The organism is Burkholderia sp. AU30198, assembly GCF_020419825.1.
Taxonomy (GTDB): domain Bacteria; phylum Pseudomonadota; class Gammaproteobacteria; order Burkholderiales; family Burkholderiaceae; genus Burkholderia.
On sequence record NZ_JAIZSA010000022.1, the window covers coordinates 20,127 to 34,008 of the forward strand.

Here is a 13,882-nt window from a genome sequence, read left to right on the forward strand (position 1 = left end):
GGCGGAATTGGTTTTTGGAAACTGAAGACTGTTGACAATGTGTCGGGCCGAGGGTATATAAGGATCATTCGCCGATATGGCGCCCTCGTTTTCTACCGCAGCGTCGCTGCCTGCCCGACCATGACTGCCCCGAACGCGCTCAGCGCCATCGAACTCCTGCAAAGCCAGTCGCTCGCGATGATCGTCCAGGACATGCTCGAGCGCGCGATCGTCTCAGGCGAATACGCGCCCGGCGAGAAGCTCAACGAAGTCGACATCGCGACCAAGCTGAACGTGTCGCGCGGCCCCGTGCGAGAAGCGTTCCGCGCGCTCGAACAGGCGGGCCTGCTGCGCAACGAGAAGAACCGCGGCGTAACGGTGCGCGTCGTGCCGCTGCGTGAGGCGGAGGAGATCTACGAAGTGCGCGCGATGCTCGACGAATCGGTCGCGCGCGCGCTCGCGAAGCGCATCTCGCCCGACACGCTGAAGGTGCTGAAGGGCATCATCCAGTCAATGAAGGACGCCGCGAAGACGCACGACGTCACGCGCTATACCGAGCTGAACGTGCAGTTCCACGACGCGATGGTCGTCGGCGTCGGCAATACGCACCTCACCGATACCTACCGCCGGCTCGTGCGCCAGCTCGGCCTGCTGCGCCAGGCTGCGATCGAGGCCGAAGAGGATGCGATCGCCGTGTCCGCCGCCGAGCACGACAAGATCGTGCAGGCGCTCGCGGGCGGCGACGAGGAACAGGCCGTGGCACTCGTGCGCGAGCACGTCTCGCACGGCCTTGCGCGCATGCGCCGCACGCATGAGCAGGGGCTGCCGGCGGCGGGGAAGGCGGCGCGGGAGAAGACCGTACGCGCGTAAGTGCCTGGCCCACCCGCGCGGGTGGCCGCACGCAGCACAAAGCAAAGGGACGCTTCGCAGCGTCCCTTTTTCATTGCGTCTTCAGGTCATGTAGGCCCCGCGAGTCGACGCATCGTCACGCCTTGTCGGCTTTCCCCGCCGCGCTCGCGAATTTCGCGAGCCACGTGTCGACAACTGCCGGCTGCCGGCTCTCGTCCTCCGCGCGCTCCTTGCGGCGGATTGCATTGCGCACGACGTGCGCGCCGACATAGCGGATCGGCTCCGGCGGGAACGCCCCAAGCGGGCCGCGCACGATCGGGCTGCGCGTCCACGCGTTGTCGAGGCCGAGCACGAGCGACGACAGGATCTGCCCGCCCATGTAGGTTGGCCCCACGCCATTGCCCGAGTAGCCGAAGCCGTAGAACACGTTCGGTGCGTCGTCGTGGCGGCCGAAGAAGGGGAAGCCCGTGACCGAGCGATCCGACGGGCCGTTCCAGCTCGCCGTGACCGGCACGCCCGCGAGTGACGGAAAGAATTCGCGCAGGCTTTGCGTGAGCTGCGCTTCATACGGCGAGCGCCGGTCGAACACGGGCGCGATGCGGCTGCGCCACGAGAACGTGTTGCCGCCCTTGCCGAGCATCAGCCGCCCGTCGGCGGTGGTGCGGTAGTAGTAGACGAAGATCCGCGAATCGAGCACCGACACGCCGTCCACGAGCCCGGTCTGCGCGAGCAGTTCCGGGCATTTCTCGGTGATGACCATGTCGCTCGACACGACCGCGATCGTGCGCTCGAACTGCGGGAAGCGGCTCGCCATCCACGCGTTGATCGCGAACACGAGCTTGCCCGCGCTCACGCTGCCGGACGGTGTGCGCACGACAGCCGGCTGCCCGGGCGTGAAGTCGAGCATCGGCGTGCGTTCGTAGATCCGGATGCCCATCGAGAGCGCGACGCGGCGCAGCCCGCGCACGAGCTTGCCGGGATGCACGGTCGCGGCGATCGGCGAGTAGACGCCGTCGAGATTGCGTGCGGAACCCGAGCGGCGCGCGACTTCCGCGGGCGGCAGCGGCTCGTAGCTGTGGATGCCGCACGCGGCGAGCGCGTCGAGTACCGGCGCGAGCGTGCCGACCTGCGCACGCGACGTCGCGGTGTACAGCGTGCCGTCGAGCCGCAGCTCGGCATCGATGTCGTGCGCGCGGCAGAAATCGGCGATGTGCTGTACGGCCGCTTCGGATGCCTTCACGAGCCGGATCGCCTCGGCTTCACCGAACAGGCGCCGCAGCGTCAGGAATTTTGCGGACCACGTGAGCAGGCAGCCGCCGTTGCGACCGCTCGCGCCGGCGCCGCACAGGTCGGCCTCGACGATCGCGATGTCGAGCGCGGGGTTCTGCTGCTTGGCCTGGATCGCGGTCCAGAGCCCGGTGAAGCCGCCGCCGACGATGCACACGTCGGCTTGCGTCGCGCCTTGCAGTGCGGGGGCGAGATCGCCGTCGTTGAACAGCGCTTGTTCGATCCAGAAGGGTCGCATCGGAGGGTTCGTCGTCAAGGGGCAGGGCCGTACACGGCCCGGAAAACCTGGCCGCCGCGTGCGAACGCGGCGGCGTACCTCACTTCAGGCCGTATCGCGTCACGTCAGGCGGCCGCTTCGGCCGACACGCGGCGCACGCCCATCGCCCGCAGCGTGTCGGCGATCGCGGCGACGGCGCCCGGGATGCCGGCTTCGCCGAAGTGGCCGATGCAGCCGACCCGGAACGTCTCGACTTCGGTCAGCTTGCCCGGATACAGGATGTAGCCGCGCTTCTTGACCTCCTGATAGAACCGCTTGAAGTCGTAGTTCGGATCATCCGGCGCATGGAACGTGACGATGATCGGCGCCTGGATCGCCGGGTCGAGGAACGGCCGGAAGCCGAGTGCGAGCATCCCGTCGATCAGCGCGCGATAGTTGCGCTGGTAGCGGCCGCCGCGCGCGGCGAGCCCGCCTTCGTCGACGTATTGCGCGACGGCTGCGTCGAGGGCCGCGACCACGTGCGTCGGCGGCGTGAAGCGCCACTGCGTCGTGCGCTGCATGTAGACCCACTGGTCGTACAGGTCCATCGCGAGCGAGTGGCTGTTGCCTTCGCAGCGTTCGAGCGCGCTGCGCTTCGCGATCACGAAGCCGAGCCCCGGCACGCCTTCGAGGCATTTGCCGGATGCGGCGATCACCGCGTCGAACGGCGTCGTGCGTGCGTCGATGTCGATCGCACCGAACGAGCTCATCGCGTCGACGATCAGCGCGCGGCCGTGCTTCGCGACGACCTGTGCGATGTCGTGCAACGGGTTCAGCACGCCGGCGCCCGTTTCGCAGTGCACGAGCGCGACGTGGGTGATGGTCGGATCGGCGGCGAGCGCGCGCTCGACGTCGGCCGGATCGACGCGGCGATCCTCGCGGTAGTCGATCGTCGTCAGCTTGCGGCCGAGCACGCGGCAGATCTTCGCGATGCGCTGGCAGTACGCGCCATTGTTCGGCACGAGCACGTGGCCGTCGCGCGGCACGAGCGTGCCGATGGCCGCTTCGACCGAGAACGTGCCGCTGCCTTGCAGCGGCACGCATTCGTGCGTGCCTTCGCCGTGCACGATCTGCAGCAGGCGTTCGCGCAGCCGCGCGGTGATCGCGTTGAAGTCGCTGTCCCACGATCCCCAGTCGCGCAGCATCGCGTCGCGCGTGGTGTCGGAGGTCGTCAGGGGGCCTGGGGTGAGCAGGATGGGCAGGGCGGCGAGCGTCATGGTGTCTCCTTGATGAAGTCGGGACGTCACGTGAATACGGTCAAAGAATCAATGGCGATGCGGGTTGCGCCAGGCCTGCGTACGGCGCAACAGTCGATGCGAGATGCAGGCGAACAGCACGCACGCGAACGACGACGTCGCGAGCACGAGCGTGGCCATCGCGGCGGCCGGGCCCATCTGGCCCGCGTCGTCGAGGTTCAGGATCGCGACTGACGCGGGCTGCGTGTCGGGCGAGTAGAGGAACGCGACGGCCGAGACCGTCGTCATTCCGTTGACGAACAGGTAGCGCGCGATCAGCAGGATCGCGGGCAGGCACACGGGCACGGTTACGCGCAGGAAGGTCTTGTAGAACGGCACCTTCAGCGACGCGGACACGGCCTCGAACTCGCTGTCGATCTGCCGGAGCGCGGTGACGGCGGTCAGGTGGCTCGATGCGTAGTAGTGCACCACCGTGACGATCGCGAGCAGCCACAGCGACCCGTACAGCCCGTTCAGCGGATTGCCGGGCGCGTTGAACAGGAAGATGTAGCTGATGCCGAGCACGAGCCCCGGCACACCCATCGGCAGGATCGCGCACAGGGCGATGAAGCCGCGCAGCCAGCGCGCGCCGCGCGTCTTCTCGATCAGGTATGCGCCGCCGAACACGACGATCGTGCCGCCGAGCGCCACCGTCGCGGCCATCCGCAGGCTGTTCTTGTACGCGTCGAAGATGCCGGCGCCGATCAGCCCCATCTTGTAGTGCTGCAGCCCGAGGCTCATCTGGTACGGCCAGAACTTCACGAACGACGCGAACACCGAGATGCCGACCACCGCGATGAAAAACGCGCATACGACGCCGCAGTAAGCGAGCATCGCGGCGTCGAAGCCGCGCGACGGCTTCGGCTGGTAGGGCGTCGAGCGTGCGCCGAGCTGCGATTGCTGGCGGCGGCGAATGAAGAAGTCGACGCCGAACGCGACGAGGGCCGGGCACAGCAGCATCAGGCTCACGACCGCGCTGCGGTTGAAGTCCTGCAGGCCGATGATCAGCTTGTAGATGTCGGTCGACAGTACGTTATACGAACCGCCGATCACGACCGGCACGCCGAAGTCGTTGATGCACATCGTGAACGCCACCATCGTCGCGCTGATCAGCCCGTACTTCGCGCCGGGCAGCGTGATCGTGAAGAACTTGCGCGTGCGGCTCGTGCCCATCGCGTCGGCGGCCTCGTAGAGCCGGCCGTCGGCAAGCGACAGCGCGGTGACGAGGATCATCAGCACGTGCGGGAACGACGCGTACACCATGCTCAGCACGATGCCCGGCAGCCCGTAGATCGAATGGCCGTGCAGCAGCGGCTTCAGCAGCCCCGCGTTGCCGAACCAGTAGATGAACGACACCGCGGACAACAGCGTCGGCGCGAGCAGCGGCAGCAGCGCGACGGTACGCGCGGCGTTCTTGAACGGCATGCACGAGCGGGTCAGCGCATACGCGAACGTGAACGCCATCGGCACGACGATCGACGTGACGAGCGCGCCGACCGTCAGCGAATGCAGCATCGAGCGCAGTACGCCGCTGTCCTCGAGATACTCGATGAAGTTGTGCGCGCCGACGAAACGCCCGTCCGCATCGACGAAGCATTTCTGCACGACGAGCGCGAGCGGCAGCAGCAGGAACATCGACATCAGCGCGGCCATCGCGACGAGCGCGAGCTGCGCGATGCGGTCGTGCCAGTGCGTGATCTGCCGCACGTCGGCGGGGGCGGAGGCGCCGCGGCGGCGCTCGGTCAGGACGGTGCTCATTGCAGTCGCTCCTTCGCGCTCGGGAACACGCGCACATGCTCGCGATCGAGCGCGAGGTCGATCCGCGCGCCGGCCTGCACGCCGGTGCGGTCGACGTCGTGATACGACAGGTCGGCAACGATCTCCTGGCCGTCGAGCCCGTCGATCCGGAAGCTCACGCGGCAGAACGCGCCGAGGAACTCGAGCTTCTCGACGCGGCCGGCCAGCACGTTGTCGGCCGTTTGGCCCGGCACGCAGATGCGCAGGTCTTCAGGCCGCACGTACACCGACACCGCCGCGCCCTGTGCGGGACGGGTCGTGCCATGGCGGCAGTCGAGACCGACCGCGCCCGCGCGCAGCGTGCCGTCCTGCGCGACTTCGGCGGGAATCGTGTTGACGCGGCCGATGAAGTCCGCGACGAACGGCGACGCGGGCTGCCGGTAGATTTCGAGCGGCGTGCCGATCTGCTCGATCACGCCGTGGTTCATCACGACGATGCGGTCGGCCATCGACAGCGCTTCTTCCTGGTCGTGCGTGACCATGATCGTCGTCACGCCGAGCCCCTGCTGCAGCGCGCGGATTTCCTGGCGCAGCCGCACGCGCACCCGTGCGTCGAGTGCCGACAGCGGCTCGTCGAGCAGCAGCAGGCCGGGGGAGGTCGCGAGCGCGCGGGCCAGCGCGATGCGCTGCTGCTGGCCGCCGGACAGCTGGCCCGGATGCTTGCGATGGCTGTCGGGCAGGCCGACGAGTGCGAGCAGCGTGTGCACGCGTTCGTGGATCGCGTCGCGCTTCATCTTGCGGTTCACGAGCCCGTACGCGACGTTGTCGTACACCGTGAGGTTCGGGAACAGCGCGTACGACTGGAACACGATCCCGTAGTCGCGCAGTTGCGGCGGCAGCCGCGAGATGTCGCGGCCGTCCTGCATGATGTGGCCGGCGTTCTGCGTCTCGAGCCCCGCGATGATCCGCAGCAGCGTGGTTTTCCCGCAGCCGGACGGCCCCAGGAAGCAGATCATTTCGCCCTTCATCACGCTCAGGTTGATGTCGGTCAGGACCTGCGTGTCGTTGTACCGCTTCTCGATGCGTTCTACGCTCAGATAAGGTGCCATGCGCGCCTCCATGCTGGGGCGGCCCGGGGGCCGGATTCGACGACGGAAAGGGTGGCGCGGGGCGGCGCGCGGCGCGGCCCCGCTGCCGGTCGCGGCATTACTGCTGCGTTTTCGAGCCGTAGCGCTTCTGCCACGTGTCGAGGATCGACTGGCGGTTCTTCGCTGACCACACGAAGTCGTTCTTCACGAGCAGGTCCGAGTAGTTGTCGGGAATGCCGGCCAGCTTCCGGGCGACGCCCGGATACGCGACGATCGCCCACCAGCGCGCGGTGATCTGGTTCGCATCCTTGCTCGCCATGAAGTCGGCCAGCTTCTTCGCGGCATCGGGCTGCTTCGTCGTCTTCATGATCGCCGTGCCTTCCATGTCCCAGCCGAGCCCTTCCTTCGGGAACACGAGATCGATCGGCGCGCCCTGCGACTGCAGTTCGTGGCCGCGGAACTCGAACGAGATGCCGATCGGGAATTCGCCGGTGCCGGCGAGCGTGCACGGCTTCGAGCCCGAGTGCACGTATTGCGCGACGTTCTTGTCGAGCGCGTCCATGAATTTCCAGCCGCGGTCGTCGCCGAAGGTCTGCAGCCACGCGGTCACGTCGAGGTAGCCGGTGCCGGATGAAACCGGGCTCGGCATCACGATCGCGCCTTTATAGACGGGCTTCGTCAGGTCTTCCCACGACGTCGGCTTCGGAATGCCCTTCGCCTGCGCGGCGACGCGGTTGTAGCAGATCGTCGCGCCCCACACGTCCATGCCGACCCAGTGCGGCGGCGTGTTTGCGTCGCTGTACTTGCGCGTGAGCTGGTCGAAGTCCTTCGGCGTGTACGGCATCAGCATGCCCTGCAGGTCGAGCAGGGTGAGGCTCGACGCGGCGAGGCCGAGCACGACGTCCGCGCGCGGGTTGTTCTTCTCCGCGAGCAGCTTCGCGGTGACCGAGCCGGTCGAGTCGCGCACCCAGCGGATCTCGATATCGGGGTTCGCTTTCTCGAACGCGTCCTTGTAGGGCTTCATCGCCTCGTCTTCCAGCGCGGTATAGACGAGCAGCGACGTCTTCGCGTGCGCCGCCTGCACCGCGCCGAGCGCGACCGCCGCGGCCAGTGCGAAGCGGGCCGCACCCGCCGCCCATGCGTTCAAACGCTTGTTTACCGGCACTTCGTTCATCTTCAGACCCCTTGACTGTGGCGCCGCGGCACGCGGCGGATGAGTGGAGACCAGCCCTCTTGCTGCTACGTTGTTTTGCTTTCTGTTCTCTGCATGTTGTTGACAATCTACAAATCATCAATTTTAATGTCAAGCATGGAAAACACCTCCCTTCGGCGCGACGCGGGCGCCGACGGCTCTACCCTTCGACCTGAAAGGAATGAACGTCATGAATGAAACGCCTGTATCCGTGGAAGTGAACGGCCGCCGCTACAACTGGATGAGCCGGCCCGTGGTGGTCGTCTGCGTCGATGGCTGCGCATACGAATATCTGGAAGAGGCTGCCGAGGCCGGCGTCGCGCCGTTCCTGCGCACGCTGCTGAAGCCGGGCACGGCGCTCAAGGGCGAGTGCGTGGTGCCGAGCTTCACGAACCCGAACAACCTGTCGATCGTGACGGGCGTGCCGCCGGCGGTGCATGGGATAAGCGGCAACTACTTCTACGATCGCGACACCGGCGCCGAGGTGCTGATGAACGATCCGAAGTACCTGGTCGCGCCCACCGTGCTCGCGACCTTCGCGGAGCAGGGCGCGAAGGTCGCGGTCGTCACCGCGAAGGACAAGCTGCGCCGCCTGCTCGGCAAGGGGCTGAAGGGCATCTGCTTCTCGTCGGAAAAGGCCGACGAGGCGAGCATCGAGGAAAACGGCATCGACAACGTGCTCGAGCTGGTCGGCAAGCCGGTGCCGAGCGTGTACAGCGCGGATCTGTCCGAATTCGTGTTCGCGGCCGGCGTGCGCCTGCTCGAGACGCGCCCGATCGACCTGATGTACCTGTCGACGACCGACTACGTGCAGCACAAGTGCGCACCCGGCACGGAAGGCGCGAACGCGTTCTACGCGATGATGGACAAGTACCTGCAGCGCCTCGACGAGCTCGGCGCGATCGTCGCGATCACGGCAGATCACGGGATGAACGCGAAGCACGACGACGAAACCGGCGAGCCGAACGTGATCTACCTGCAGGAGCTGTTCGACGAGTGGCTCGGCGAGGATGCGGCGCGCGTGATCCTGCCGATCACCGATCCGTACGTCGTGCACCACGGCGCGCTCGGTTCGTTCGCGACCGTCTACGTGCCGGCGACAGCCGATGCCGAGGCGCTGCGCGCGCGGCTCGCCGCGGTCGACGGCATCGAGGTCGTGCTGACGGGGGCCGAAGGCTGCGCGCGCTTCGAGCTGCCGCCGGCGCGCATGGGCGACCTGATCGTGATCTCGAAGCAGGACGTCGTGCTCGGCACGCGCCGCATCAAGCACGACCTGTCGGGTCTCGACGTGCCGCTGCGCTCGCACGGCGGGATCTCCGAGCAGATCGTGCCGCTGATCTTCAGCAAGCCGGTCGCGGGCGACGTCACGGGCCGCGCGCGGCTGCGCAACTTCGACATCATCGACATCGCGCTCAACCATCTGCAGTGATGCGCACGCATCCGTAAGGGGACACACTCATGAACGCCATTGCAGCATCGACGGACGTCCGCGAGATTCGTCGCGAAGCACTGCGAATCGACGGCGAACGGATTCATCGGGACGCGGTAATCGAAGTGCGCAACCCGTACGACGGCTCGCTGGTCGGCACCGTGCCGAAGGCGACGCTGGACGATGTGAAGCGCGCCTTTGCGGCGGCCCGTGCCTACCGGCCGACGCTTACGCGCCACGATCGCGCGGCGATCCTGCGCCGCGCAGCCGACATCGTGCGCTCGCGCACCGCCGAGATTGCAGCGCTGATCACGGCCGAGGCAGGGTTGTGCATCAAGGATTCGACGTATGAAGCGGGACGTGTTGCCGACGTGCTGACGTTCGGCGCCGGCGAAGTGCTGAAGGACGACGGGCAGATCTTCTCGTGCGACCTGACACCGCACGGCAAGAAGCGCCGCGTGTACACGCAGCGTGATCCGCTGCTCGGCGTGATCTCCGCAATCACGCCGTTCAACCACCCGATGAACCAGGTCGCGCACAAGATCGTGCCGTCGGTCGCGACCAACAACCGGATCGTCGTGAAGCCGTCGGAGAAGGTACCGCTGTCGTGCTACCTGTTCGCGGACATCCTGTACGAAGCGGGCCTGCCGCCGCAGATGCTGCAAGTGCTCACCGGCGATCCGAAGGAGATCGCCGACGAACTGATCACGAACCCGGCGATCGACCTCATCACGTTCACCGGCGGCGTATCGATCGGCAAGTCGATCGCGTCGCGGATGGGCTACCGGCGCGCGGTGCTCGAACTCGGCGGCAACGATCCGATCATCGTGATGGAAGACGCCGATCTCGACGAAGCGAGCACGCTCGCGGTGTCGGGTTCGTACAAGAACTCGGGCCAGCGTTGCACCGCGATCAAGCGGATGCTCGTGCACGAGTCGGTAGCCGATCGCTTCACGGAACTCGTGGTCGAGAAGACGCGTGCGTGGTCGTACGGCAATCCGGCCGATCCGTCGGTCGACATGGGCACGGTGATCGACGAAGCGGCCGCGAAGTTCTGCGAGCAGCAGGTGAATGACGCGATCGCGCGCGGTGCGCGGCTGCTGGTCGGCAACGTTCGCGACGGCGCGCTGTATTCGCCGACGGTGATCGATCGCGTGACGCCTGACATGCCGCTCGTGAAGTACGAAACCTTCGGCCCCGTGTCGCCGATCATGCGCTTCCGCGACATCGACGAAGCGATCCGGATGTCGAACAGCACCGACTATGCGTTGTCGTCGTCGGTCTGCACGAACCGCTTCGACAGCATCACGCGCTTCATCACCGAGCTGGAAGTCGGCAGCGTGAACGTGCGCGAAGTGCCGGGCTACCGGCTCGAACTGACACCGTTCGGCGGCGTGAAGGATTCGGGGCTCGGCTACAAGGAAGGCGTGCAGGAAGCGATGAAGAGCTTCACGAATACGAAGACGTATTCGCTGCCGTGGTAAGTGGCGTGTAAGGCGCGCGCACCGGTTTCGTGGCCGGTGCGCGCGTTATTCGATCGGCTCATATCGATAGCCGATTTGCGTTTTTGCCGCGCTTCGACGCGTCGGTAGAATTCGCGGACCTCTCGAACGGCATGCACGTGCCGCGGGATCATTCCCTCCAATCATTCGGGGTCCGCACCATGAAATTCCTTCGCTCCATCCTGGTCGTCGCCATGCTTCAGGCCGTTTCGGTCACGAGCGCACTGGCTGCCGACGACCTGTCGCAGATCAAGTCGTCCGGCGTGTTCCGGGTCGGCACCGAAGGGACCTACGCGCCGTTCACGTACCACGACGAAACCGGCAAGCTGACGGGCTTCGACGTCGACATCGCGACCGCGATCGCGCAGCGTCTCGGCGTGAAGCCGCAGTTCGTCGAAGGCAAGTGGGACGGGCTGATCGCGGGCCTCGACGTGAACCGCTACGACGCGGTCGTCAACGAGGTGTCGATTACCGACGCGCGCAAGGCGAAATACGATTTCTCGACGCCGTACATCACGTCGCGCGCGGTGCTGATCGTGCGCGCGGACAACACGACGATCCGCTCGTTCGACGACCTCAAGGGCAAGAAATCCGCGAACACGCTGACCAGCAATTTCGGCAAGCTCGCGGCCGCGCACGGCGCGGACGTCGTGCCCGTGCAGGGCTTCAACGAATCGATCGACCTGCTGAGCTCGGGGCGCGTCGACGCGACGATCAACGATTCGCTGTCGTACCTCGATTTCCGCAAGCACAAGCCGGACGCGAAACTGAAGATCGCGGCGACCGACACGGGCGGCGCCAGCGACGCATCGGGCGTGCTGCTGCGCAAGGGCAGCCCCGCGCTGGTGGCCGCGATCGACAAGGCGCTCGCGGACATCAAGGCCGACGGCACCTACGCGAAGATCTCGCAGAAGTATTTCGGCCGCGACGTGTCGCAGCCGTGACGCGAGGTTGAACGATGCCGGCCTGGCTTCACCTGATGGCGGAATCGCTGCGCCCCCTGCTCGTCGCGGGGCTCGTGTTCACGGTGCCGCTCACGCTCGCGTCGTTCGCGATCGGCCTGCTGCTCGCATTCGGCGCGGCGCTCACGCGGCTGTTCGGGCCGCGCTGGGCGCAGGCCGCCGTGCGTTTCTACATCTGGCTGTTTCGCGGTTCGCCGCTGCTCGTGCAGCTGTTCGTGATCTTCTACGGCTTGCCGAGCGTCGGCATCGTGCTCGATCCGCTGACGGCCGCCGTGATCGGCTTCTCGCTGAACGTCGGTGCGTACAACGCCGAGGTGATCCGCGGCGTGATCGAATCGATTCCGAAGGGGCAGTGGGAAGCCGCGTACTCGATGGCGATGACGCGCCCGCAGGCGCTGCGCCGCGCGATCCTGCCGCAGGCTGCGCGCGTCGCGCTGCCGGCGCTGTCGAATTCGTTCATTTCGCTCGTGAAGGACACGTCGCTCGCGGCCGTGCTGACCGTGCCTGAGATCTTCCAGGCCGCGCAGCGGATCGCGGCCGTGACCTACGAGCCGATGATTCTCTATACGGAAGCCGCGCTGATCTATCTGTTGCTCAGTTCGGTGCTGTCCACGCTGCAGCGTCGCCTCGAAATCCGCTTCGGCCGTCACGCGCTGTTCCAGGCGGAGTGGCGATGATCCGGCTCGAACGCATCAACAAGTCGTTCGGCACACATCGCGTGTTGCACGGGATCGACCTCGCATTGCAGCCTGGCAGCGTGACGGCGCTGATCGGGCCGTCCGGCAGCGGCAAGAGCACGCTGCTGCGTTGCGTGAACCTGCTCGAAGTGCCCGAGGCGGGCGCGCTGACGGTCGGCGATGTACGCATCGACTTCTCGCCGGCGCACCGGCCGGCGCGCGACGCGGTGTTCGCCGTGCGCCGCCAGACCGGCATGGTGTTCCAGAATTTCCAGCTGTTTCCACACCTGAGCGTCGTGCAGAACGTGATGGAAGGGCTCGTCACCGTGCAGCGCTGGCCGCGCGAACGGGCCCGCGAACGCGCGCTCGCACTGCTTGAGAAGGTCGGCATCGCGGACAAGGCCGACGCGTGGCCCGGCACGCTGTCGGGCGGCCAGCAGCAACGCGTCGCGATTGCCCGTGCGCTCGCACCGTCGCCGCAGGTGCTGCTGTGCGACGAGCCGACGTCGGCGCTCGATCCGGAGCTGTCCGTCGAAGTGGTCGAGGTGCTGCGCCAGCTCGCGCGCGAAGGCACGACGATGCTGATGGCGACGCACGACCTGCGGCTGGCCGCGTCGATCGCGCACGACGCGGTGTTTCTCGCGGAGGGCCGCGTGGTCGAGGCCGGTGCATCGCGCGACCTGTTCGGCGACCCGCGCGATCCGCGCACCGCGAAGTTCATCTCGACGCTCGCGCAGGGCGTGCCGGTGTTCTGACGCGACACGCGACACGCGACAAGCGGCGCCGGTGGCGTCAACCGTGCGCTGATCCGTCGAGCACCGCCGCGACGATCGCTTCCGGCGCATCTTCCTGCACCAGGTGGCCCGCGCGCGGCACCCTGATCAGCTGGCCGTTCGCGATGCGATCGGCCAGCGCCTGCCCCTGTTCGAGCGGAATCCACGCGTCGTCCTCGCCCCACACGATGCGCACCGGAAAATCCGGCGGCGCGTAACGGGCCTCGGCTTCCTCGATGTAGCGCTGGCGCATCTGCGCGATCTGTCGATAGAACGCGGCCTGACCGTCGGGTGTGAGCCACGGCGCGCGGTAGATCGACAGCGCGTCGTCGCTCAGCGGCCGGGCGACCGCATTGCCGAGATAAGCCGTCACGAGTGCGTGATGCGCATACGCGGGCAATCCGGTGAAGGCGGCTTCGTGCTGGGCGACGTGGCGCACGAACGGCGAACCCTGCGGCGCGATCGCGACCGGATTCACGAGCGTGAGGTCCGCATAGGCGACGCCGTCGAGGAAGTGCGCGCGCAGCACGGTTGCGCCGCCGTAGTCGTGCGCGAGCACGCGCGGGCGTGAAATGTTCCACTCGTCGAGCATCGCGCCGAACAGCACGTTCTGGCGGCCGAGCGATACGTCCGCGTCCGGCATGTCGGATTGACCGTAGCCGAGCAGGTCGTAGAAGAACACGCGATGACGCCGCGCGAGCCACGGCGCGATCCGGCGCCACACCTGCGACGAAAACGGCGTGCCGTGCACGAGCACGAGCGGCGGGCCTTCGCCGAGCGTGCCCCAGGCAATCCGGTGGCCTTCGAACATGAAGCGGTTGGGGAGTTCGAGCATCGGCGTCTCCGTGCTAACCTGTTTTAGCTGTTAACAGGTTACTCCGGATTGTCCGGGCATGAAACCGATAGGTGAAATTAA

At 66.8% G+C, this 13,882-nt stretch carries 12 protein-coding genes; 6 read left to right on the top strand and 6 right to left on the bottom strand.

Annotation, left to right across the window (positions count from 1 at the left end):
- Positions 1 to 120 precede the first annotated feature (120 nt).
- On the top strand, positions 121 to 849 hold the full coding sequence (locus tag LGN19_RS33805; protein WP_122946552.1) for a phosphonate utilization associated transcriptional regulator: 729 nt from the start codon (positions 121 to 123) through the stop codon (positions 847 to 849).
- Positions 850 to 964: 115 nt separating this feature from the next.
- Here LGN19_RS33805 and LGN19_RS33810 read toward each other — a convergent pair whose 3' ends face one another.
- The 5 genes from LGN19_RS33810 to LGN19_RS33830 form a co-directional block, all read right to left on the bottom strand.
- Positions 965 to 2,353: an FAD-dependent oxidoreductase gene (locus LGN19_RS33810; RefSeq protein ID WP_226219607.1), complete on the bottom strand. Its 1,389-nt coding sequence runs from the start codon at positions 2,351 to 2,353 to the stop codon at positions 965 to 967.
- 104 nt (positions 2,354 to 2,457) lie between these two features.
- Entirely contained in the window at positions 2,458 to 3,588 is a 1,131-nt protein-coding gene (locus LGN19_RS33815) for a 2-aminoethylphosphonate--pyruvate transaminase (RefSeq protein WP_226219609.1), read from the bottom strand.
- 48 nt (positions 3,589 to 3,636) lie between these two features.
- A complete protein-coding gene (locus LGN19_RS33820; protein ID WP_122946550.1) occupies positions 3,637 to 5,364 on the bottom strand; it encodes a putative 2-aminoethylphosphonate ABC transporter permease subunit in 1,728 nt (575 codons plus the stop codon).
- On the bottom strand, positions 5,361 to 6,452 hold the full coding sequence (locus LGN19_RS33825; protein WP_122946800.1) for a putative 2-aminoethylphosphonate ABC transporter ATP-binding protein: 1,092 nt from the start codon (positions 6,450 to 6,452) through the stop codon (positions 5,361 to 5,363). Before LGN19_RS33825 ends, LGN19_RS33820 begins: the two co-directional genes overlap by 4 nt.
- Before the next feature lie 97 nt (positions 6,453 to 6,549).
- Positions 6,550 to 7,605 (bottom strand): putative 2-aminoethylphosphonate ABC transporter substrate-binding protein, encoded by a 1,056-nt coding sequence (locus tag LGN19_RS33830; RefSeq protein WP_174962986.1) that lies wholly within the window; start codon positions 7,603 to 7,605, stop codon positions 6,550 to 6,552.
- A 208-nt stretch (positions 7,606 to 7,813) separates the two neighbouring features.
- Here LGN19_RS33830 and phnA point away from each other — a divergent pair, with 208 nt between their 5' ends.
- From phnA to LGN19_RS33855, 5 genes are all read left to right on the top strand, one after another.
- Positions 7,814 to 9,052 (top strand): phosphonoacetate hydrolase, encoded by a 1,239-nt coding sequence (phnA, locus tag LGN19_RS33835; RefSeq protein ID WP_122946799.1) that lies wholly within the window; start codon positions 7,814 to 7,816, stop codon positions 9,050 to 9,052.
- A gap of 29 nt (positions 9,053 to 9,081) precedes the next feature.
- Entirely contained in the window at positions 9,082 to 10,536 is a 1,455-nt protein-coding gene (phnY, locus tag LGN19_RS33840) for a phosphonoacetaldehyde dehydrogenase (RefSeq protein ID WP_226219611.1), read from the top strand.
- A 179-nt stretch (positions 10,537 to 10,715) separates the two neighbouring features.
- Positions 10,716 to 11,498 (top strand): amino acid ABC transporter substrate-binding protein, encoded by a 783-nt coding sequence (locus LGN19_RS33845; RefSeq protein ID WP_043185191.1) that lies wholly within the window; start codon positions 10,716 to 10,718, stop codon positions 11,496 to 11,498.
- Between the two features lie 14 nt (positions 11,499 to 11,512).
- Entirely contained in the window at positions 11,513 to 12,193 is a 681-nt protein-coding gene (locus tag LGN19_RS33850) for an amino acid ABC transporter permease (RefSeq protein ID WP_069249162.1), read from the top strand.
- The gene (locus LGN19_RS33855; RefSeq protein WP_226219613.1) at positions 12,190 to 12,948 is read left to right on the top strand and encodes an amino acid ABC transporter ATP-binding protein; all 759 of its coding nucleotides are present in this window, start codon (positions 12,190 to 12,192) and stop codon (positions 12,946 to 12,948) included. The genes LGN19_RS33850 and LGN19_RS33855 overlap by 4 nt, the downstream gene beginning before the upstream one ends.
- A gap of 37 nt (positions 12,949 to 12,985) precedes the next feature.
- On the opposite strand, the gene LGN19_RS33860 is transcribed toward LGN19_RS33855, so the two are convergent.
- On the bottom strand, positions 12,986 to 13,801 hold the full coding sequence (locus LGN19_RS33860) for an alpha/beta fold hydrolase (RefSeq protein ID WP_226219615.1): 816 nt from the start codon (positions 13,799 to 13,801) through the stop codon (positions 12,986 to 12,988).
- Between the last annotated feature and the right edge of the window lie 81 nt (positions 13,802 to 13,882).

What these genes read in the sequence shown, in the direction of transcription:
- LGN19_RS33805 (WP_122946552.1), top strand. Translation starts at nt 121, where the DNA reads ATGACTGCCCCGAACGCGCTCAGCGCCATCGAACTCCTGCAAAGCCAG.
- LGN19_RS33810 (WP_226219607.1), bottom strand. Translation starts at nt 2,353, where the DNA reads ATGCGACCCTTCTGGATCGAACAAGCGCTGTTCAACGACGGCGATCTC.
- LGN19_RS33815 (WP_226219609.1), bottom strand. Translation starts at nt 3,588, where the DNA reads ATGACGCTCGCCGCCCTGCCCATCCTGCTCACCCCAGGCCCCCTGACG.
- LGN19_RS33820 (WP_122946550.1), bottom strand. Translation starts at nt 5,364, where the DNA reads ATGAGCACCGTCCTGACCGAGCGCCGCCGCGGCGCCTCCGCCCCCGCC.
- LGN19_RS33825 (WP_122946800.1), bottom strand. Translation starts at nt 6,452, where the DNA reads ATGGCACCTTATCTGAGCGTAGAACGCATCGAGAAGCGGTACAACGAC.
- LGN19_RS33830 (WP_174962986.1), bottom strand. Translation starts at nt 7,605, where the DNA reads ATGAACGAAGTGCCGGTAAACAAGCGTTTGAACGCATGGGCGGCGGGT.
- phnA (WP_122946799.1), top strand. Translation starts at nt 7,814, where the DNA reads ATGAATGAAACGCCTGTATCCGTGGAAGTGAACGGCCGCCGCTACAAC.
- phnY (WP_226219611.1), top strand. Translation starts at nt 9,082, where the DNA reads ATGAACGCCATTGCAGCATCGACGGACGTCCGCGAGATTCGTCGCGAA.
- LGN19_RS33845 (WP_043185191.1), top strand. Translation starts at nt 10,716, where the DNA reads ATGAAATTCCTTCGCTCCATCCTGGTCGTCGCCATGCTTCAGGCCGTT.
- LGN19_RS33850 (WP_069249162.1), top strand. Translation starts at nt 11,513, where the DNA reads ATGCCGGCCTGGCTTCACCTGATGGCGGAATCGCTGCGCCCCCTGCTC.
- LGN19_RS33855 (WP_226219613.1), top strand. Translation starts at nt 12,190, where the DNA reads ATGATCCGGCTCGAACGCATCAACAAGTCGTTCGGCACACATCGCGTG.
- LGN19_RS33860 (WP_226219615.1), bottom strand. Translation starts at nt 13,801, where the DNA reads ATGCTCGAACTCCCCAACCGCTTCATGTTCGAAGGCCACCGGATTGCC.